The 23068-nt window shown below is 28.6% G+C and carries 16 protein-coding genes and 1 pseudogene; 9 read left to right on the forward strand and 8 right to left on the reverse strand.

Features of this window, described 5'->3' with window-relative positions; genetic code table 11:
• Positions 1-2: 2 nt before the first annotated feature.
• Entirely contained in the window at positions 3-1277 is a 1275-nt protein-coding gene (locus GQ540_RS06390) for a replication-associated recombination protein A (RefSeq protein ID WP_291799054.1), read from the forward strand.
• A 34-nt stretch (positions 1278-1311) separates the two neighbouring features.
• On the opposite strand, the gene GQ540_RS06395 is transcribed toward GQ540_RS06390, so the two are convergent.
• The 4 genes from GQ540_RS06395 to GQ540_RS06410 are packed head-to-tail and all read right to left on the reverse strand — an operon-like array spanning position 1312 to position 4882.
• Positions 1312-2199, reverse strand: coding sequence for a hypothetical protein (locus GQ540_RS06395; RefSeq protein ID WP_291799057.1), 888 nt, complete (start codon positions 2197-2199; stop codon positions 1312-1314).
• 47 nt (positions 2200-2246) lie between these two features.
• Entirely contained in the window at positions 2247-3617 is a 1371-nt protein-coding gene (locus GQ540_RS06400; protein ID WP_291799060.1) for a DUF5723 family protein, read from the reverse strand.
• Positions 3614-4168 (reverse strand): hypothetical protein, encoded by a 555-nt coding sequence (locus GQ540_RS06405; protein ID WP_291799063.1) that lies wholly within the window; start codon positions 4166-4168, stop codon positions 3614-3616. The genes GQ540_RS06400 and GQ540_RS06405 overlap by 4 nt, the downstream gene beginning before the upstream one ends.
• Positions 4169-4201: 33 nt before the next feature.
• Entirely contained in the window at positions 4202-4882 is a 681-nt protein-coding gene (locus GQ540_RS06410) for a YjjG family noncanonical pyrimidine nucleotidase (RefSeq protein WP_291799066.1), read from the reverse strand.
• Positions 4883-4957: 75 nt separating this feature from the next.
• On the opposite strand from GQ540_RS06410, the gene GQ540_RS06415 reads away from it, so the two are divergent.
• The 3 genes from GQ540_RS06415 to GQ540_RS06425 all read left to right on the forward strand — a co-directional run bounded on the left by GQ540_RS06415 (position 4958) and on the right by GQ540_RS06425 (position 8158).
• Positions 4958-6085: a glycosyltransferase gene (locus GQ540_RS06415; RefSeq protein WP_291799069.1), complete on the forward strand. Its 1128-nt coding sequence runs from the start codon at positions 4958-4960 to the stop codon at positions 6083-6085.
• Entirely contained in the window at positions 6082-7344 is a 1263-nt protein-coding gene (locus GQ540_RS06420; protein WP_291799071.1) for a polysaccharide biosynthesis C-terminal domain-containing protein, read from the forward strand. Before GQ540_RS06415 ends, GQ540_RS06420 begins: the two co-directional genes overlap by 4 nt.
• 157 nt (positions 7345-7501) lie before the next feature.
• Positions 7502-8158, forward strand: a complete 657-nt coding sequence (locus GQ540_RS06425; RefSeq protein WP_291799074.1) for a class I SAM-dependent methyltransferase — start codon at positions 7502-7504, stop codon at positions 8156-8158.
• Here GQ540_RS06425 and GQ540_RS06430 read toward each other — a convergent pair.
• Genes GQ540_RS06430 through radC form a run of 3 tightly spaced genes read right to left on the reverse strand, consistent with a single transcriptional unit; the run spans position 8150 to position 11076 of the window.
• Positions 8150-9025 carry a hypothetical protein gene (locus GQ540_RS06430; RefSeq protein WP_291799079.1) on the reverse strand — a complete coding sequence of 292 codons (876 nt, stop codon included), beginning with the start codon at positions 9023-9025 and terminating at the stop codon, positions 8150-8152. The two genes, GQ540_RS06425 and GQ540_RS06430, sit on opposite strands and share 9 nt — an antisense overlap.
• A 6-nt stretch (positions 9026-9031) precedes the next feature.
• On the reverse strand, positions 9032-10327 hold the full coding sequence (locus GQ540_RS06435; RefSeq protein WP_291799082.1) for a polysaccharide deacetylase family protein: 1296 nt from the start codon (positions 10325-10327) through the stop codon (positions 9032-9034).
• 50 nt (positions 10328-10377) lie between these two features.
• Positions 10378-11076, reverse strand: a complete 699-nt coding sequence (gene radC / locus GQ540_RS06440) for a DNA repair protein RadC (RefSeq protein WP_291799085.1) — start codon at positions 11074-11076, stop codon at positions 10378-10380.
• Between the two features lie 56 nt (positions 11077-11132).
• Between radC and trkA the strand changes: the two genes are divergently transcribed.
• Entirely contained in the window at positions 11133-12479 is a 1347-nt protein-coding gene (gene trkA, locus GQ540_RS06445) for a Trk system potassium transporter TrkA (protein ID WP_291799088.1), read from the forward strand.
• A 3-nt stretch (positions 12480-12482) separates the two neighbouring features.
• A complete protein-coding gene (locus tag GQ540_RS06450; protein WP_291799091.1) occupies positions 12483-13982 on the forward strand; it encodes a TrkH family potassium uptake protein in 1500 nt (499 codons plus the stop codon).
• Here the strand turns inward: GQ540_RS06450 and murC are convergent.
• The gene (murC, locus tag GQ540_RS06455; RefSeq protein ID WP_291799093.1) at positions 13979-15331 is read right to left on the reverse strand and encodes a Mur ligase family protein; all 1353 of its coding nucleotides are present in this window, start codon (positions 15329-15331) and stop codon (positions 13979-13981) included. The genes GQ540_RS06450 and murC overlap by 4 nt on opposite strands.
• 207 nt (positions 15332-15538) lie before the next feature.
• On the opposite strand from murC, the gene GQ540_RS06460 reads away from it, so the two are divergent.
• From GQ540_RS06460 to GQ540_RS06470, 3 genes and pseudogenes are all read left to right on the forward strand, one after another.
• Entirely contained in the window at positions 15539-21211 is a 5673-nt protein-coding gene (locus GQ540_RS06460) for a gliding motility-associated C-terminal domain-containing protein (RefSeq protein ID WP_291799096.1), read from the forward strand.
• Between the two features lie 28 nt (positions 21212-21239).
• Positions 21240-22169, forward strand: a complete 930-nt coding sequence (locus GQ540_RS06465) for a type IX secretion system membrane protein PorP/SprF (protein WP_291799098.1) — start codon at positions 21240-21242, stop codon at positions 22167-22169.
• A gap of 18 nt (positions 22170-22187) precedes the next feature.
• Positions 22188-23068, forward strand: a pseudogene (locus GQ540_RS06470) (hypothetical protein); the annotation flags it as partial.

Raw genomic sequence — 23068 nt, forward strand, 5'->3', positions numbered from 1 at the left:
CTATGAATGAACCTTTGGCAGAACGTATTAGACCAAAAAATTTAGATGATTATATTAGTCAGCAACATTTAGTTGGTAAAAATGGCGCTTTAACACAGCATATTAAACGCGGTGTAATTCCTTCATTAATTTTATGGGGACCTCCAGGTATTGGAAAAACCACATTAGCCACAATTATAGCCGAAGAATCTAAACGTCCTTTTTATACATTAAGTGCCATAAATTCAGGTGTTAAAGATATTCGTGACATTATAAACAAAGCAAAACAAAGTGGTGGTTTGTTTACCAGTAAAAATCCAATATTATTTATTGATGAAATACACAGATTTAGTAAATCTCAACAAGATTCACTATTAGGAGCTGTTGAAAAAGGTTGGGTTACTTTAATTGGCGCAACTACTGAAAATCCTAGTTTTGAAGTAATACCTGCCCTCCTATCTCGTTGCCAAGTATATATTTTAAATTCATTTAATAAAGCAGATTTAGAAGCATTGTTAGAACGTGCTTTAAAAACAGATAGTATTGTTTCAAAAAAGAATGTAATTATAAAAGAAACTGAAGCATTGTTACGTATTTCAGGTGGAGATGCACGGAAATTGTTAAATATTTTTGAATTGGTGGTAAATTCAGAAGATGAACCTATAACAATTACCAATGATTTGGTGCTTTCTAAAGTTCAAAAGAATACTGTTTTATACGATAAAACTGGCGAACAACATTATGATATTGTTTCAGCTTTCATAAAATCTATACGAGGAAGCGATCCTAACGGAGCTGTTTATTGGCTGGCAAGAATGATTGAAGGTGGTGAAGATGTAAAGTTTATTGCTAGAAGGTTGCTAATTTTAGCTTCAGAAGATATTGGCAATGCAAACCCAACAGCGCTAATTTTAGCTAATAATACCTTTCAGGCTGTTACTACTATTGGATTTCCAGAATCACGCATTATATTAAGTCAATGTGCTGTGTATTTAGCAAGTTCACCTAAAAGTAATGCTTCTTATGAAGCTATTGGTAAAGCACAAGCATTGGTAAAAGAAACAGGCGATTTATCTGTACCTCTACATTTAAGAAATGCACCAACAAAATTAATGAAAGAATTAGATTACGGAAAAAACTACAAATATGCCCATAGTTATTCTACTAACTTTGCTACAGAAGAATTTTTACCTTCAGAAATTGAAAACACCAAATTTTATGAGCCGGGAAATAATACAAGAGAAAATTCATTCAGAGAATTTCTAAAAAAACTATGGAAAAACAAGTATAATTATTGATTGATTTATCGTCTTAAAATCATCACTAATTTACTTAATTATGTACTCTATCATATATTTTGGAACCTGAATTCGTGTCAACTTTTAAATTTCCCTCATTATTAATTTCTACTAACTGAGGTTGTTTCGTTGTTACCCATTTTATAATATAAATTGTAGGTTTTGAAGTTTTGTAAATTGTTGCAAGTTCAAAATTTTCATCACCACTAACCACTTTAAACTCATTACCATTTTTTGAAATTGTACTTATTCCCCATTTTTCAAAGTTAAAGGTTCCTTCAATAGTTTTAGGGCTAATTTTAACTGGTTTTACAATTTGGTTTGGGTTTTTAATTACAGAAACTTCTTGTTTCACTTCAGCAACATTTTCTTTAACAACAGGTTGAATTTCTACTTCTTTAACAGTTATAGCCTTTTCAACTTTTTTAATTGGTACTTCTTTTGGTTCTTCAACAACTACTTTTTCTACAACGGTATTTTCACTTTTGGCTTTATAAGCATAATTGAGTTCTTCAAGCTCAACAAACGTTGAACGAATTGCTTCATAATAAGCTTTTTTATAGACCTTTTCTTTAGATACACCTTCTTTTGTTGTAAAGATTAAATGATTTTTACAATCATATAAATCTATATTCATTTTAGTTTTTAAAAAACTTGGATTGTTATTTAATTTTACTTTTAAAGCTAAACAACTATTCATAGCTAAATCTTCTGGATATTGATCATCGGTAAATAAAACTGTATAACCTGCTTTTTCAAATAAAAACTTAGTAAGTGAATTTAGTTGGTGTTGATCTACAGATTTTTGAAATTCAAATTGTTTTGGCACTAAAATATATTTATATGAATTAATGCTATTTTGAGCAATTAGTATTGAACAAAAAAATAGGAAGAAAAAAGATATTGAAATTGATTTATTCATAATGATGTATGCTATTAAATTATACTATGTTGGTAATTGTAAATGTACTAATTTTTATGCTTTATAATAAAATTTATACCTAGTTGAAAACTAGCACTTTTAGCATCGTATAAATTATTTAAACTTAGTAAATTATCAGCTACAAAATAAGTGTTAAAAATACCTAATTGTGTTGAAAGCCCAACTCCTATGTTTGAAAAGGAATACGGATCAGCAGTGTATGTGATTTTTGTTTGCAAATGTTTACCCAATCTTCGTTCATAAAACAATGTAGCTGCCATATAAGAATGGACAGCGCTTACGTTTGAATAGAATTGAAAACCTACTTTATTTAAATACGTATTTGGGTCTATTAAAAATCTACAATCGTCATATTTTTGACCATAAGAATAACTAATTGAGCCATTTAATTTAATTGGGCGCAATGCAATATAGCTTTTATAGAGTGTGTCTAAGACAATACTATCATCAAATTCGTCTTTTAAGTCATTCCAATAATTTTGTGGATTATCAGGATCAAAATTCAACTGAAATCCTTCAATATCATAATCTCCTTTTACACGATATGATTCTACATTTTTAGAGTAATTAACAAAACCTACATCTAATATACTCCCTGTAACTATCCATTGTTTTTTTGGGTGATATGTAAAGCCAACATCAAAACCCAATCCTAAATTACCTCCAAAAAGTAATTTATCTTTTACATATTTTCCATCTACATCTTCTTCGTCATCTAAAAATACGCCTGAAGTTTGCATCATAAAATCTACATTATCTAAATGCTGAGTGTAAATATTGTCAGTTCCAACTCCCGTAAAAAATGAACCTGTATTTAGCCTTGAGTTTGCATTAAAAACACTTGAATATAATTTAACTCTTCCTCCAACTTGTAATTTCTTATTTATTTTTTTTGATAAACCTACATGTAAAACAGCAAACAACTCAGCTCTGGCAGCTAGTTTATTAATGGAATAATTTCTGTTTATATCTGTATTTCCTTCATAAAATAAATCTACAATATCACGCGGAAATTTAGCTATAAAATCAAACTCTTGGTAATATCCAAAACTTAAAAATGAATTATTTTTTAAACGAAAACCTACATTTAGCACCTCTAATTGTTGATTTAAAGCCATAAATTCACTTGTGCCATAATTGTTTACAGCATTTCTTATTTTATCATTTATATCAATTCCATCATCAGCAAAAATATCATATACTGAAAATCCTGTAAAACCAGCCTGAAAGCTTAACTGTGAAAACAAAGGCATACCAACATGAATTTTATGGTTAACTTCAGCTCCAGGATTTAAAAGTAATGTTTGAGGTAAACTAGAAAAATCATATAAAACTTGTTTGTTTTGAGCATACGAAAGTGTACATACAAGAAAACTTACAATAACTAATTTTCTCATATATTTTTATAATTAAAAAAAAGTTTGAAAAACGATTGTATTTCTAACGTTGATGTTCCGTTAACTGAAAGCACACTGCCATCTGTACTTTGAGAAAGCACCAATGTAAAACCAAAATAAGCTGTATCGTAAATTATGGCTATATCTTCTTCTGGAATTTCTAAAATTGTTGTTACTTCTGAAGAGTTTTCTTCAATAAAAATTTGAGGCTGAAGTACGTAAATTGGTTGGTTATTTTCGTTGTAAAATACAACATCTAGTATAAAATTTCTTTCAAAAGTATTATTGGTTAAAACAGTAAATTCAATTTTTTCTAAATAACCCCTTGTTTCAGTAGGTATTGGCGCTTGAATAAGATCTTGAGAAAACGTAATTTCTTCATTTAATTCATTTAAAAAATTTGGAACATCTAAATTTAGATAAATTAAAGTTGCAATGTAAGTTGTATGAATGCTTGCATCATCAATCTGATCAAAATCAACATCTTTAGTGCAACTTTGCAAGCTTAATACTAGCACTAGCAATGTTAAAATTATTTTGTTGGGGTTCATAAAAATTGAATTTAAAGCTAAAATACTTTTTATTTATAAATATTGTTTTATTTCTATTAACTGATTTACACTCTTTATATTCTCTCCAACACTTTTATTTTCGTAATTAAAGTAAATTGCATCTATTCCGTGATTTATAGCTCCCATAACATCAGCCTCCCAGTTATCACCAATCATCATTGATTCTTTTGATGTAGCTTCTGCTAAATCTAATGCATATTTGAAAATTTTTGGATTGGGCTTTTTTACTCCTGCATCTTCAGACGTAATTATTTTATCGAAATATTTACTTAATCCTGAGTTATCTAACTTTTTATATTGAACCTCGTTAAAACCATTGGTAATAATATGAAGCTTATATTTTAAATGCAAATGTTCTAAAATTTCATGAGTGCCATCAAAAAGTAAATTGTTATTTGGTAATACTTCAATATAATCTATTGATAAATTATTAATAAGCTCATAATCAAACTGTTGCTTTATCTTTACAAAAGTATCTCTTAACCTACCAATTCTAAGTTCTTCTTTTGTTATTTTTTCATTTCTGTATAATCTCCAATAATTTTGATTGATACCTCTGTAATAATTTAAAAATTTTTGTAAATCTATGCCTACATGGTGTTTTTTAAAAATTGTTTCGAAAGCAATATTAGAATTTGCTTCAAAATCCCATAAGGTATGATCTAAATCGAAAAATATGTGTTTTATTTTCATTTAGTAAAAATATAAATTTATTAAACACTCAGAAATAATATAGTGTTTATATTTGTTAAGTAAAGTTGAATTAAATTGAATAAAAAGCTTCATATATTATTTTTAAGTAAATGGTACCCTTCAAGAGTTTCGCCAACAAACGGAGATTTTGTTCAACGACACGCTGAAGCTGTTGCAACAAAACATCTAGTAACTTTAATACATGTAATTACTGATGAGCATTTAGAAAAGTCAAGAGAAATTATTGAATTTAAAAAAAATAATGTTCAAACTTATATTGTATATGTTTCTCCTTCTAAAAATCCAATTCTTAAGTTTTTCCGTTTTTTTAAATCTTATTTAAAAATTATTAAAACTCTTAAGCATTTCAATTTGGTACATCTTAATATTACATATCCTGTTGGGTTAATTGCTTTATACTTAAAATTATTCAAAAAAAAACAATATTTAATTTCTGAACATTGGACTGGCTATCAAAAATTCAGTAAAAAATCAATTGGATTTTTACAATTAATGGTAACCAAAATAATAACTAAAAATGCAACAATGGTTTGTCCTGTATCAAAAAACTTACAAGATAAAATGGTTAGTTTAGGATTAAAAGGAAATTATTACCCTGTGCCTAATGTTGTTAACACCTCTATTTTTAATATTGATGAAAGTAGTATTAAAAATTTTACAATAACTCATATTTCACATATGGGTAATGAACATAAAAATATTATTGGAATATTAAATGTTATTTCTAATCTACAACGCAAAATTCCAAACTTAAAACTTAATTTAATTGGTGACAACACTAAACAATATAAAGTCCAACTTGAAAAACTAGAGCATATATCAATAAAAAATATTGGGCAAATTCCTAATAATGAGGTTGCTAATTATTTAAAAAAATCTTCAGTATTTGTGTTGTTTAGTAATTTTGAAAATTTACCATGTGTAATTTTAGAATCTTTTGCGTGTGGCATACCTGTAATTTCTACAGATGTTGGTGGAATAAGCGAATATTTTCCTGAAAATTTTGGTTATTTAATACAACCTAAAGATGAAATTACTTTAGAAAATTCTATCTTAAAAATTTATACTGAAAAATTAAAATTCAATAAAAAATTAATGCATAATTATGCTGAAAATAATTTTGGGATTGAAAGTATTAGCGTAACGTTTTCAAACATTTATACTAAAATTTTAAACATTTGAAAGAAATACAATATTTCATATTAGATTTTTTAAAACGCTCTGGTGGTTATGTATTTAGTGCTACAATAATTTCTAGATTACTTTCTTTTTCGGCTTCATGGATAGCTTTGCAATTAATACCTAATAAAGAGTTAGGTATTGTTCTTTTCGCTTTCAATATTATTGGATTTATAATTCCATTTGGAGGGGTAGGATTACACCAAAGTTTACTTAGGTTTGGTGCTCTCCTAAAAACTAATGAAGAAAAAGACAGTTTATTTGTTTATGTTTTAAAAAAAGGAATGATTGCTTCTTTATTAATTGTGTTATTAATTATAATAGGCAGTTTTTTAATTCCTTTTACATTTGAAAATACAGGTTATTATGTTGCTTTTTTATCGTTCATAATTATACCTCATTATTTACTTTCAATCATTAAAATTCAATTTAGATTAAAACACAACAATAAAACTTTTTCATATTTAGAAATAATTTATAATGTTATATTAATTATTACAGTTTCTGTATTAAGCTACTTTTTTAATGCAAAAGGTTATGCCATTGCCTTGCTGCTTACACCTTGCATAACTATATTGTTTTTTATTAAAAAACTTAACATTAAGTATTCAAAAAAAGTTTCTTTAAACATTACTGATTTAGCTTTTTGGAAATATGGGTTTTTTGCAAGTTTAGCTGTAAGTGTAGCACAATTTCTTTTTGCTATAGATATTTTACTAATTGGGTATTTATTAAACAATGCTGAAACTGTAACACAATACAAATATGTTTCGTTAATTCCGTTTAGCTTATTATTTCTTTCTCAAGTTTTTATACAAACTGATTTTGTGGCTTTTACCGAAAAAATTAAAGACAAAAGATATATTACTAAGTATATTAAAAGATATATGCTGTTTTTTAGTTTTATAAGTTTAGGTATAATTGGAATATCATTTCTTTTTTCACATCAACTTTTAGCGTTGTTTGACAGTTCATTTATAAAATTTTCAGATACTTTTTTAATTTTAATTATTGGTGTTTGCGGAATTCTAATTTTTAGAGGACTCTTTGGCAACTTACTTTCATCAATTGGTAAAGCACACATTAATTATTATATAGGAAGTGCTGCACTGGCATTGAATATAGGTAGTAACTATTTTTTAATTCCAACCTATGGAATTAAAGGTGCTGCAATTACCTCAGCTTTTATTATGTGGTTTACAGGTATAATTTCGTATGTTTGGTTTCTAATCCTTTATAAAAAGTATTGTACTATTTCTTAAATAATGAAAAAATAACTAAACCTTTAAAAGCTATTTTTTTACTCATAAAAAACCTAGCCTAATAAATCATATTCTTAATAATAATTATGTTTGGGAAACATACCTTATAAAAAAACATGCATCAAAAACAACACTTCCTGTAGTTCAAATAAATGAGTTGATTCCAAATTTTAACGGCACATTAGATGTGTTTACTTATTTAGGAGGAGGATCACTACCAACAGATATCCTGTTATTAAAAGAATTAAGTAAACAAATTAACGAATGTTCATATTTTGAAATTGGCACTTGGAGAGGTGAAAGTGTGATTAATGTTGCTTCTACAGCTAAAGAGTGCTTTACCTTAAACTTAAGTAAACAAGAAATGTTACAGTTAGAATTATCAGAAAGATATGCTGATTTACACAGCTTTTTTTCAAAAAAAACTAAAAATATTACACAGCTCTATGGCAATTCTTTAGATTATGATTTTAGTGCTTTAAACAAAAAATTTGACTTGATTTTTATTGATGGAAATCACACTTATAAATACATAAAAAATGATACTGAAAAAGTTTTTAAACATCTAACCCATGAAAATTCTATAGTTGTTTGGCACGATTACACATACAATCCTGAAACTATTCGTCCTGAAGTACTTTCTGCAATTTTAGATGGAATCCCTACTAAACTAAAAGATAATCTTTACCATGTTTCAAATACAATGTGTGCTATTTACACAAATAAAAAATTAAAAACATCCTTATTTGAATATCCAATTACACCAACTAAAAATTTTAGAACTTCCATTAAAATTACTAATATTTTAAAATAACTTAAATGGTTTTTGGTACAAAAAATAAGATTCTTTTTGCGCTCCAAAACTTTTAAAAAATGAAGCAATCCCAGGAATCATTGAACCTTCAAAATCTAACGTAAATGAAGAATTAGCATAGTTGTGTATTACCTCATTAAGCAATAAACTTGCAGCCTGTTTCTTTTTCCCTTCTATATTTACTACCGAAAATAAATAGCTAATTCTATTTACCTCTTTTAAAAAAATAGCACCACCTATTAATTGTTCACCTGCATTATAAACTCCTAATAAAAAACCTTTATCATTCTTTTTAAGAAAATTTGAAAGTTTTTTTAAACTCTCAATAGCACTTTTTGAAATTTTATAGGCATCCTTTTCATTTGAAATTTTTAACAACTCATTAAACGAGCAATTTTTAACCGTTAAATTATTTCTTTTAGCTAAATTAATACTGTAAGTTCTATTATTTTTAAATGAACTTAATAGCTTTTCGTAAGGTTTATGAAGGAGTAAAATGTAATTTGTTCGTTCTGCAGTTTTTTTTAAACTTATATCATTCCCAGCGTTAAATTGAATGGTAACTTTTTTAAATTTATTTGGAATTGAATATATAAATTCATGAATTAAATTATCATCAATTTCACTTTCTGAAAACACACCTAATTGCTGTGTCCAAGCAGGTGGATATATGTATTTTATAAAATATTTACATCTCCAAGGAAGTGGCATTACAGCCTCATAATTATTTAAAACCAATACATCCCAATTGTCAGCAACAATATCTAAATACCAACTATAAGCATAAATTCGAGAATTTATAGCTGATTTAATACAGCTATTGTATTTATCTTCATCTAATTCATGTCTTTTAAGATAACTAATCATACATAGTTAGTCTAAAACTGTGGTTTTATAAATAGTTTTCCAACCTTTCCAAACTTCATTTTCACTCAATGTTTCATTATGAAACAAGCTAATAAAAGTTCCGTTTACTTCTTTAACAGCATCTTTTAATTCTACTATTTTTTGCAAACTTTCTTCAGGTGAAAGGTTCATATAATCTTTTAAAGTTACATCCATAAAAGCAAATGAAAATATTTTTAAAGGTGTTTGAATTTCAAAATCTAAATCGTAAAAATAGAAAGGTGTACAAGTGCTTGCTCTAAATCCAACAACTTTTGCATATCCCATTGTGTAATCTTCTTGTAAATCTAAATCTATTAAATTCTGGTAGGTTTCAGGAATACTTAATCTTAAAAAATGCTGACGGGAAAATGTAATTGATGTGTTCATTATATGTTCCAAACGTAATTTTTCTTTTTTTAATTTTTCTACATTCTTAAATGTAAAATAAGATGGGTGTAATCCTATTTTAGCATAATCTGCTACTGATTTTATCACAGATCTAAATTTACTATTTGAAGATGAAATATTTTTATCAAATGTTGTATAATCACCTATTAAAAAGAAAAATAAGGTAGTTACATTGTGTTCTTTTTTTATTTTTAGCAATTCTTTAAAAGTATCAAACGGGTCATTTCTAAAATTTAAAACTGATAATAATCTACGCCAAAAATTAACAACTCTAAAGTGTAAAATATCATTCGTAAAACCGCCAATAGTTCTAACAATACCTTTATGTTTATATGCAAAAGCTACATCAATATCAATAGTTGAAATTAAGTTAAACGCTCTATTTGTATACTTATAATTTGGAAATTTTTCTTTTAATAATTCTAAAAATTTATAGGCCCAAATATCAATAACAGGTTTTTCAATAAAGTTATTTTTAACCGCTAAACTTTCTTCAGCAGGAAATCTTTCGTGAACATCTTGTACATGAGGTAAATACTCTTCGTATCTACTAATTAAATAAAATCCCGCTGCAAAAATATCAAAAGGAATACTTGATGTTTCTCCTGCTGTAAAAAAGCAAGGTGTTTCATCCCATTTAGACATATTTATATCAATATCATTAATTCCTTGTTCAAATAATAAATCATGGCTTCTAATAAAAAACTCAGTTCCTAATGGTGCTTTTGAATAGGTGATTTTTGGTCCACTATGCGCAACAAATTCATCAACTTTTGTAGTAAAAGTAACAGGAATTTGTAATATTCTAACAAAATAATGTTTAAATATATAATTAACTCTTGGTGTAATTTTATGTGTATAAACTAGTAGCATTCCTGTTTATTTATTGATACTTTCTTAATAATTTCATTTAAAAAATAAGGCTATAATATATTCTCATCTGCAAAGCTAAAATAAGCATTTTCAGTAATAATTATATGATCTAACACTTTTATATCTAATGTTTCACCCGCAAGTTTTAATTTGTTGGTTATTAATTTATCTGCATTACTTGCCTGTAATTTACCAGAAGGATGGTTATGGCACAAAATAAGCGCTGTAGCACACAATTCAATTGCTTTTTTATACAACAATCTTACATCAACTAAAGTTCCTGTTAAACCGCCCTTACTAAGTTGTTGTTTAAATAAAACTTTATTAGAATTATTTAAATAAATTACCCAAAATTCTTCGTGCTGTAATTCACCTATTAAAGGTTGCATCATATTAAATACAGCAGTACTACTTGTAATTTTTGGAATTTCTAACGCTTCTTCAAGCCTTCTTCGTCTTCCCAACTCTAAAGCTGTTATAATTGAAATTGCCTTAGCATTACCAATTCCTTTAAATTTAATGAAGTCTGAAACTAACAATTTCCCTAGTTTATTCAAATTATTATCTATTGAAGCTAAAATTCTTTTAGATAAAGTTACAGCACTTTCACTTCTGCTTCCTGAACCAATTAAAACGGCTATTAATTCAGCATCAGATAATGCTGACTTTCCTTTTAACAATAATTTTTCTCGTGGTCTATCATCTTCAGCCCAAGACTTTATAGAACTTATTTTATCTTCATAACTCATAACAATATTTTTTTTTCAAAGATAAGTGTAATATATTTGGCAAAATATTTCAACTCATGAAAATTATTATTGTTGGTGCAGGAGATGTTGGTTTTCATTTATCAAAACTACTTTCTTTTGAATCTCAAGACATCTATCTAATTGATATGGATGCTGAAAAGCTTGAATATGCAAGTAACCACATTGATGTGATTACCATAAAAGGAGATGCCACTTCAGTAAAACTTTTAAAAGAGGTTAAAATTGATAAAGCTGATATTTTTTTAGCTGTAACCGAATCTCAAAACACAAACTTTACGTTAGCCGTAATTGCCAAAAAGCTTGGTGCTAAAAAAACTATTGCACGAATTTCAAATCATGAGTTTTCTAAAAATACAGATATTGATTTTGCTGAAATAGGTATTGATGTTATGATTTCTCCGGGTGAATTAGCCGCTAATGAAATTAAAATGCTATTACATCAATCTGCTTTTAATGATACTATTGAGTTTGAAAACGGAACGCTTAATATTTTGGGAAGTACTTTAGAATACAATTCCCCATTAATAAATTTAACAGTACAAGAAGCTAAAGAACGTTTTACTGATATTGACTTTATAACTATTGCAATTAAACCTGAAAATAGTGATGAAACTATAATTCCAAGAGGAAATACCGTTTATAGCGCCAATGATCAAATTTATTTTTCTACTCCAAAAGAAAGCATAAAAAAATTGCATAAATTAATGGGTAAAACTCCATTTGGAGTGAAGGATGTTATGATTTTAGGCGCTAGTAAAATTGGTGTAAAAGCTGCAAGAAATTTATGTGAAGGTAATTTTAGTATTAAATTAATTGAAGCTGATAAAATTAGAGCTAAAGAAGTTGCAGAAAAGTTACCCAATGCATTAATTATTAAAGGTGATGGTAGAAATGTTGAACTTCTAGAAGAAGAAAATATTGCCGAAATGGATGCTTTTGTTGCTGTTACTGGAAATTCTGAAACTAATATTATGTCTTGCTTAGTCGCAAAATCAAAAGGCGTTAAAAAAACCATTGCATTGGTTGAAAATATGGATTATATTAATATCTCCCAAACCATTGGTATTGATACATTAATTAATAAAAAATTATTAGCTGCAAGTGCCATTTTTAAACATGTACGTAAAGGTGAAGTTTTAAAATTAGCCAATCTACATAATGTAGATGCTGAAGTTTTAGAATTTATGGTGAAAGAAAATTCACCAGTCACAAAAAAATTAGTTAAAGATATTAAGCTTACAAAAAAAGGTGTTTTTGCTGGTGTTATTAGAGATGGTATTGCTTTAATGACTTTTGGAGATTTTCAAATATTAGAAGGTGATAAAGCAGTTGTTTTTTGTTTACCAGAAGCAATTCATAAAGTTGAAAAATTATTTAATTAACCTATGAAAGGCATCAATTTTAAAATAATTATAAGTTTCTTAGGCTTAACATCTATGCTTAATGGTGTATTTATGTTAATTGCTTATCCTTTTAGTAATTACCATAATGAACCTGAACAATGGGGCATTTTAAAAGCAGGTATTACAACTATAATAATTGGTTTTTTATGTTGGTTTTTTAATAGAAATGCACCAAAAAGTTTACAAAAAAAAGAAGGATATCTTATTGTTACTTTAGGTTGGCTTATGCTTACTTTTACAGGTACTTTACCTTACTTATTTACAGGTTCAATCCCTGAATTTACCAATGCTGTTTTTGAAACAATCTCAGGATATTCAACTACAGGTTCTTCAATTTTAACGGATATTGAAGCAATGCCAAAAGGAATTTTATTTTGGAGAAGTGCAACACATTGGATTGGCGGTATGGGAATTATTGTTTTAACTGTTGCAATTTTACCATTATTAGGTATTGGTGGAATGCAGTTATTTATGGCTGAAGCTCCAGGTCCTTCAGCTGATAAAATGCATCCAAGAATTACAGAAACTGCCAAAAGACTTTGGCTTATTTATTTTTTACTAACATTTTTAGAATTCTTCTTATTAAAAATTGCTGGAATGACTTGGTTTGATGCTATAAACCATGCAATGGCCACTATGAGTACAGGAGGATTTTCAACAAAAAATGCAAGTATTGCTTATTGGAATGGCGCACCAATTATTCAATATATTATCACCCTATTTATGTTTATTGCAGGAGCTAACTTTGTATTAACTTATTTTGCATTAAAAGGAAGAGTTAGAAAGGTTTTTAAAAGTGAAGAATTTAAATTTTATCTCTTCGGAATTATAAGCTTAAGCATTTTAATAACTGTTATAATAGTAAATTATCAAGACCCTAATTTAGTAACAAACATTCATCACCCAAAACCTTGGGGTGAAGTTGAAAGCGCTTTTAGACATGCTGTATTTCAAGTAACATCAGTACTAACAACAACTGGTTTTGTAACTGCCGATTTCACCATGTGGAGCTCTTTTGCAACCATGCTTATGTTTTCTCTATTTTTTATTGGAGGTTCAGCAGGATCAACAAGTGGTGGTATTAAAATTGTTCGTCATATTGTAATGATTAAAAATAGTTTTTATGAATTTAAAAAATTATTACATCCAAATGCCATAATTCCTATTCGTTATGATGGAACTGGAGTACCTAAAAATATTATTTACAATATTTTAGCATTCTTTATTTTATACATGCTCATATTTATATTGAGTTCAATTTTATTAACTTTTTTCGGATTAGATTTTGAATCAGCCATTGGAGCAGCTGCATCATCATTAGGTAATATTGGGCCCGCTTTGGGTTCTGTTAGTCCCGTTAATAATTATGCACATTTATCTGTAGGCGCTAAGTGGTTTTGTGCTTTTTTAATGTTAATTGGTAGATTAGAGTTATTTACAGTCTTAATTTTATTAACACCTTTCTTTTGGAAGAAGAATTAAATTATTTCTTTAAACTTACTAAAATCTAACCCTCCGTAATTACCTGAACTCATTAATAATAAAGCTGTGTTTTCTAATTTTTGATTGAATAAAAACTCTTTAAATTCAACCGGGTTTGTATACACTATTAAATCATCTCGTTCAAACGCATCTTTAATTTGACTTAATGAAATTGTTTCTAATTTTTTAATTTCAACAGCTTCAGGAGAATAAAACACTACTGCTTTATCAGCACTATTTAAAGCTCCTTTATATTCCTTTAAAAACTCTGCACTTAAACTGCTATATGTATGTAATTCTAAACAAGCTAACACTTCTCTACTATTATATTGTTTTTTAACTGCGTTAGTTGTAGCTTGAACTTTACTTGGTGAGTGTGCAAAATCTTTAAAAACAACCGTGTTTTTGTTCTCTGCTATTTTCTCTAATCTTTTACTCGCACCTTTAAAACTCGCAATTGCTTCATAAAATTCATCTTCTCCAATTCCCATATGCTGACAAATCCATTTTGCGCCAGCCATATTTTGCAAATTATGCTTCCCAAAAAATTCTAATGGCATTTCACCAAAAGTTGATTCTATAAATGTTGTTCCATCAATAATTTTATAGCTTGGTGTTTTATATGGATACTTTTTTATTGGGCTTTCAGTTTGTTCAACAACATCTTTAACCTCTTCATCTTCTTCATTATACACCATAATTCCACCATTACTAAGTGAACTTGTAAAAATTGAAAACTGCTCTACATAGTTTTCAAATGTTGGAAAAACATTGATATGATCCCAAGCAATACCGCTTAACAAAGCTATATTTGGCTTGTATAAATGAAATTTTGGGCGTCTATCAATTGGGCTTGATAAATATTCGTCACCTTCTAAAACAATAAATTCATTTTCTGAAGTTAAATGAACCATCGTATCAAAACCATCTAATTGAGCACCAACCATATAATCAACTTCTATTTCATGGTAATTCAACACATGTAAAATCATTGAAGTTATGGTGGTTTTTCCATGAGAGCCACCAATTACTACACGTGTTTTATCTTTAGATTGTTCATATAAAAACTCTGGATAAGAATAAATTTTAAGTCCTAATTCTTGTGCTTTCTTCAACTCTAAATTATCTGGCTTAGCATGCATTCCTAAAATTACAGCATCTAATTTTGAAGTTATTTTTTCTTCAAACCAACCAAACTCTTTTGGTAACAATCCTTTACATTTTAGTCTAGATTTTGATGGTTCAAAAATAGTATCATCACTACCTGTAATTGTATATCCTTTTTTATATAATGCCAATGCTAAATTATGCATTGCGCTTCCACCAATAGCAATAAAATGTATATTCATGTACTTGTAATTTATCTAAATTCAAATGTAGGAAAACTCTCAAAAAGAAAGAAAAACATTTACTAATACTTTCTCAAATAGCAATTTAATAATTAGTTTATCCTTATATATTTTCAGAATTGATTAATTTTTATTACTTTTATACAGTTAAACGAACCGTTTATTATGTTTATCGTACCGTTTATTAACCCCTTGTAAATTAGCTAAATGAAAATTGATGGAAAAATATCTCCTATTAAGAAGGTTATACTATGCTTTTTTATTTTATTTATAGTTAGCCAATTTTCTTACTCGCAATGTGATAACCCTACACCAACTGGCGACGTAACTCAGATATTTTGTGCTTCAGAAACTAAAACTATTGGAGATTTAATAGCTTTTGGAGGAGATATAGTTTGGTATGATGCTCCAATTGGTGGTACTATTTGTAGTTTATCTAAATTACTTATTGATGAAAAAATTTATTATGCTGATGATGTTAGTGGCACAGTAAATAATTGTAGTTCTCCTAGATTAGCAGTTACAGCAATAATATATGGAAACCCACCTACAGATACTGATCTTTTTGTTGGTAATTGTGCCAGTGCAAGTCATACAATAGCAGATTTAAATGCGACAGGAACAAATATTGAATGGTATGATGCTCAATTTGGAGGTAATTCACTTGATCCATCATTAGTTTTAGTTGGTGGACAAAAATACTGGGTTCAGCAAACTGAGAATGGATGTATAAGTTCTCGCTTACCAACTACATTTATAATTGTAAATCCGGCAGCAGCTACAATAGAACCTGTTCAATCATTTTGCGATACACCAATTCCTTTAATAAGTAATTTACAAACAGTTGAGCCTGATGTTGTTTGGTATAATTCTGAAACTTCAGAAGATCCTTTAAATCCAAATACACCACTAATAAATGGAAACTCGTATTGGGGAGCAAATTCTGAATTTCCTTGTGAAAGTGTTGATAGAATAGAAACCACAGTTGTAATTGATACATCTCCAAATGCTGGAAGTAATTTTGTTTTTTTAGAATGTAGCGCTAACTTAACAACCATAAATTTATTTGATTTACTTGGCGAAAATCCAAATACAACAGGAGTTTGGACTGGTCCAAGTGGGCTTGCAAACAATTATTTAGGTACTTTTGAACCTGGAATTCATTTAGAAGGAATTTACACTTATACTGTTTCAAGTATTTTAGGTATTTGTGATAGTGACACTGCAACAGTTACAATTACTTCAACAAGTGTTGAACCGCCAACTACGACAGAAGTTAATCAGTTTTTTTGTGACATTAACAGCCCAACAATAAGCAGCCTAAATGCTACTGGAAATAATATAGCTTGGCACGCTACAGAGTTTGAAACTAATCATTTAAATAATACAGAGTTATTAATTGATGGTGAAGATTATTGGGCTACACAAATAGATTTAGCAACTGGTTGTGAAAGTGAAACAAGATTAAAAATAACAGTTACTATTAATACAACATCGCCTCCAACAACCACTGAAGCAAATCAAACATTTTGTGAATATGAAAATGCTACAATTGCATTTTTAAATGTAACAGGAACTAACTTAACTTGGTACGATACTGAAAATTCAATAATACCTCTAAACACAGCCGATTTATTAACAGATGGTGATTATTGGGTTACGCAAACAAATGCTTCAACAGGTTGTGAAAGTTTATCTAGATTGGTTATAAATGTAACAATAATTCCAACACAACCACCACCAACTACAAATGAACCTCATCAAACATTTTGTGAAATAGACAACCCAACAGTTGCAGATTTAAAGGCTATAGGAAATGGAATTGATTGGCATGCAACTGAATTTTCAAATACTGATTTATTAGAAACTGAAGCTTTAATTGATGGTGAAGATTATTGGGCAACTCAATTAGACCCAATTTCTGGTTGTGAAAGTTTAACTAGATTAAAAGTAACTATTTCAATAATAAATACACCAGCACCAACAACAACTGAAATTAACCAACAATTTTGTCATATTGAAAATGCTACAATTGCTAATTTAAATGTAACAGGAACTACTATACTTTGGTACGCTTCTGATGTTGAAATAATTCCACTCAACAATTCAGAAATTTTAATTGATGGTGAAGATTATTGGGCAACTCAAACTGATAGTTCAACAGGCTGTGAAAGTGTTAATAGGTTAAAAGTAACAGTAACAATTAATACCACACAACCTCCAATCACTTCAGAAGAAAATCAAACATTTTGCCAAAATACAAACCCAACAATAGCAAATTTAACTGTTACAGGTACTAATATGCGCTGGTATGCAACTGAAACCTCAACCATTTTATTAAACAATTCAGATTTATTAATTGATAGTGAAGATTATTGGGTAACACAAACCGATACTTTAACAGGCTGCGAAAGTGAAATAAGACTAAAAATTACAGTAACAATATACGAACCTCTCCCTGCTCCTACTACAAGTGAAACTCATCAAACATTTTGTAATATTGATATTCCTACTATTTCAAATTTAAATGCAACTGGAACAAATTTACATTGGTACAATACTGAAGTTTCTACCGTACAATTAAATAATTTAGAAGTACTAATTGACGGTGAAGATTATTGGGTTTCTCAAATTGACCCAATTTCAGGTTGTGAAAGCAACTCTAGGTTAAAAATAACGGTAACAGTAAATAACACACCGCTACCAACAACTACTGAAATAATACAAACATTTTGTATCATAGAAAATGCTACAATTTTAAATTTAAACGTTCAAGGAAATAACTTAATTTGGTACGATACAGAAAATTCTATAACACCTCTAAACACTTCTAATTTATTAATAAATGGTGAAGATTATTGGGCAACACAAAGTGATGCTATTACAGGTTGTGAAAGTACTCTAAGGTTACAAATAACGGTTATAATTACTGATGAACAAGCACCAACAGTAACTACAGAAAACCAAACGTTTTGTGAAATAGATGCTGCCACAGTAGCCAATTTAAACGCGTCAGGAAATGGAATACTTTGGTATGCAAATAGTACTGAAACAATTCCTTTAAACAATTCAGAACTTTTAATTAATGGTGAAGATTATTGGGCTTCGCAAACTAATACTGTTACTGGTTGCGAAAGTGAAAATAGAATTATGGTTACTGTGATAATTAATACAACCACTGCACCAACAACAACTGAAATTAATCAAACTTTTTGTGAATACGAAAACGCAACAACAGCATTTATAAATGCTACTGGAACTAACTTAATTTGGTATACTACTCAAACATCTTTAACACCAATTAACAATGCTGATATTTTAATTGATGGTGAAGACTATTGGGCAACTCAACTAGACCTAGATTCTGGTTGTGAAAGTGTTGATAGATTAATGGTAACTGTAACAATAATACCTACTCAAGATGCTCCTACTACTGATGAGCCTCTTCAAATATTTTGCGAAATTAATAATTCTACAATAGCAGATTTAGTTGCAACCGGAAATCATTTAGATTGGCATGATACAGAAACATCTTTAATAGATTTAGATTTAAGCGAACCTCTAATTGACGGTGAAGATTATTGGGCAACTCAACTAGACCTAGATTCTGGTTGTGAAAGTGTTGACAGATTAAAAATTACAGTTACTATAATTGCAACAGAAGCACCAATTACTTTAGAAACAACACAAACTTTTTGTGAAGTAGATAATCCTACAATTACAAATTTAAATATTTCGGGAACTCAAATATTATGGTATGAATCAGAAAATGCTACAACACCTTTAGACACTTCAATATTGCTAATTAATAATGAAGATTATTGGGCTTCGCAAACCGAAGAAATTTTTGGATGTGAAAGTGTTACTAGATTAATGGTTACCGTAAAAATTAATAACGAACAACCCCCTACTATTTCAGAAGAAACACAAACTTTTTGTGAAATTAATAATCCAACTATTGCAAACTTAAACGCAAGCGGAACTAATATTCTTTGGTATGATACAGAAAATGCTACAATTCCTTTAGGTTCTTCTGTTCAATTAATTAATGGTGAAGATTATTGGGCATCGCAAACAAATTTAGCACTTAGTTGTGAAAGTGAAAGTAGAGTTGTTGTTACTGCTTTAATAAATACTACTGAAGCACCTACAACATTAGAAGCTAATCAAGTATTTTGTGACAACCAACTTGTAACCATTGCAAATTTAACCGTTACAGGAAATGCTATTTTATGGTATGATACAGCAATTTCTTCAACTCCTTTAAATAATGCTGATGTATTAATTGATGGTGAAGATTATTGGGCTTCGCAAACTGATGCAATTACAGGTTGTGAAAGTATTGATAGATTAGCTATAAGTGTTACTATTATTTCACCTCCTGAAGCACCTACTATAACAGAACCTATTCAGATTTTCTGTGAAATAGACAACCCAACCATTGCAAATTTAAGTGCACAAGGAAGTAATATACATTGGCATGATACTGAAAATTCAGTTGAAGACTATAATGCAACTGATATTCTAATTGATGGTGAAGATTATTGGGCTGCACAAATTGACCCGAATTCAAATTGTGAGAGTGCGAATAGAATAAAAGTTACTGTTTCAATTAATTTAACTGCTCCACCAACAACCATTTCTGATAACCAAGAATTTTGTATAAATACAAATGCAACTATTAAAGATTTAGATATTAATGGAACAAATCTTATTTGGTATGATTCAGAATCTTCAACAACACCATTAAATAATTCAGATATATTAATTAATGGTGAAGATTATTGGGCTACACAAACTAATACTGTTACTGGTTGTGAAAGCGCTACTAGATTATTAATTAAGGCTACTATAATTAATCTTGCTACACCAACAGCAAATCAAACGGTTCAAGAGTTTTGTATTCAAAATAACCCTATAGTTGCCAATTTAGAAGCAAATGGTGAACATATTTTATGGTTTTATACCGCAACATCTACAACTTCAATACCTACAAATACCCCATTAATTAATGGTGGTGCTTATTGGGCAGCATCTGTAGATGAAACTATTGGTTGTGAAAGTGCATCTAGACTTTTAGTAATTGTAAAAGTTAACACTATTTCACCACCATCTATAGATGAAGACCAGCAAACATTTTGCTCTTCAAACTCGCCTACAATAACAAATTTAGAAGTTACAGGAAATAATATTGTTTGGTATGCTTCAGAAACCGATTTAATACCTTTAGATAATTCTAATTTATTAGAAGATGGAAAAAAATATTGGGCATCACAATCAAACCTTTCAAAATCTTGTAATTCAACAAGAATTTCTGTTTCAGTAACTTTAACTGATGCAGGTACACCTGAAATAAATGAATTTGGAAACGAATTTTGTGTTATTGATAAACCAACAATTTCTGATTTAAACTCTAATATTACTCTTACTAATTTAAACCATACTATTATTTGGTTTGATTCATTTCCAGATGGTTTTGAATTAAACTCAACTGAACTACTAATTGATGGTGAAACTTATACAGCAGTAGAAAAAAACAGCAATGGTTGTGTTAGTATAATACCTCTTGAAGTAACTATTACTTTAGATTCTTGTGAAGCTTATGATGTTGAAATTTATGATGGATTTTCTCCAAATGAAGATGGTGTAAACGATACTTTTAAAATAGAAAATTTAAGAGAACTATACCCAAACTTTAAAGTAGAATTTTATAATAGATGGGGGAATTTAGTTTATACAGCTAATTCTTCAAGACCAGATTGGAATGGTCGTTTTCAAGGCTCAGGTGAACTTGTTCCATCAGGAGTCTATTATTTCATAATCTATTTTAACAACGAATCCAAAAAACCAACTCAACAAAGACTATACTTAAGTAAGTAAATTTTATAATAAGATATTAAAAAATAAAATGAAAAAAATAATAGTCATATGTATACTTTTTACAACATTAATGTGGTCTCAACAAGACGCACAGTATACACAATATATGTATAATATGAGTGTTATAAATCCTGCCTATACAACTGGTGATTTAGGAATTATTAATATAGGTGCATTACATAGAACACAATGGGTTGGTGTTGAAGGAGCTCCAAAATCATCAAATATATTTGCACATACACCACTTAGCGAAAATGTTGAGGCTGGTTTTTCAATGGTAAACGATAATATTGGTGATATTATTAAAGAAAATAATTTTTATGCAGATTTTTCCTACAAATTAAATTTAGGGTATTACGGTCATATATCGTTTGGTTTAAAAGCAGGTTTAACAGTATTTGACGTTAACTTTAATGATTTTAATTTAGAATCTGGCAGTGCTTTTACTGATACTGAATTTACAGATAATATACATCAATCCTTTTTTAATTTTGGAGCTGGAGTATATTACAATACCGATCAATATTATGTAGGATTTTCAATCCCTAATATTTTAACTTCTAACCATTTAAACAAAGAAAATGGTAAATACCAAAGTATTAAAGACATACATATGTTTTTAACTGGTGGTTATGTTTTTATTATTAATGAGCAGTTTAAATTTAAACCTGCATTTATGGCTAAAGGAGTTAACACCTCTAATATTACATTAGATTTAACAAGTAATGTTATCTATAAAAATATTGTAGAATTTGGTCTAAGTTACCGTTTAAGCGATTCTGTTGGAGCTATGGTAAACTTCAATTTAAACGACACATTACGTGTTGGGTATGCTTATGATTATACGGTTTCAAATATTGGCCCTTTTAGTTCTGGCTCACATGAATTACTTATATTGTACACTATAAAACTATTCAACAATTATAATGGTTTTGATAAATCACCTAGATTTTTTTAATAAATTATTTAACCAAAAATGAAAAAAACAGTACTCTTTTTTATTCTATCAATCTTTTTCTCACTCTCAATTATTGCTCAAAATTTAAAAAAAGCTAATTTATTATTTGAAAAAAGAGCCTATTTAGATGCTGCGGAATTATTTATAAAAGAAGATAATAAAACTCAAGAAATTTTTGAAAAATTAGGAGATTGCTATTACTTCAATACTGAAATGGAACAAGCTGTAAAATGGTACAGCATTGTTTTAGATAATTATGAAAACACAACTAACGCCGCATATATTTATAGATATTCACAAGCGTTAAAAGGTATTGAGAAATTTAAAGAATCAGATAAATGGCTTCAGAAATACAATCAAAAAAAACTTCAAAATACTGATTACCAACCAGAAACATTAACTTTTTTTGAATCTTTAAATAAAGGAATTAAATACCCTTACAACGTTTATAAAGTCACAATTAATACCGAAAATTCAGACTTTGGAACAAGCTTTTATGGAAACAAAATAATTTTCGCATCGGCAAAACATAATGAAAAAAAATTATATGATTGGAACAAACAACCATATTTAGATTTATATGAAGCAACAAAAGATGAGAAAGGAAACTTAAGTAATGTTCAACCTTTTTCAAGTAAAATAAATACAGAAATACATGAATCTAATGCCATTTTCACTAAAGATGGAAAAACAATGTATTTTACACGTAACAATTATATTTCAGGAAAAAAAAGGAAAGATAAAAACAATGTTTCTCACCTAAAAATATATCGTGCAAAATTAATTAATAATCAATGGACTTCAATTACTGAACTTCCTTTTAACAGTGATAATTATTCCGTAGAACATCCAGCTCTAAGTCCTAATGAAAAGCAATTGTATTTTTCTTCAGATATGCC

It is taken from the genome of Lutibacter sp., from assembly GCF_013139515.1.
In the GTDB taxonomy this organism is placed as follows: Bacteria; Bacteroidota; Bacteroidia; order Flavobacteriales; family Flavobacteriaceae; genus Lutibacter.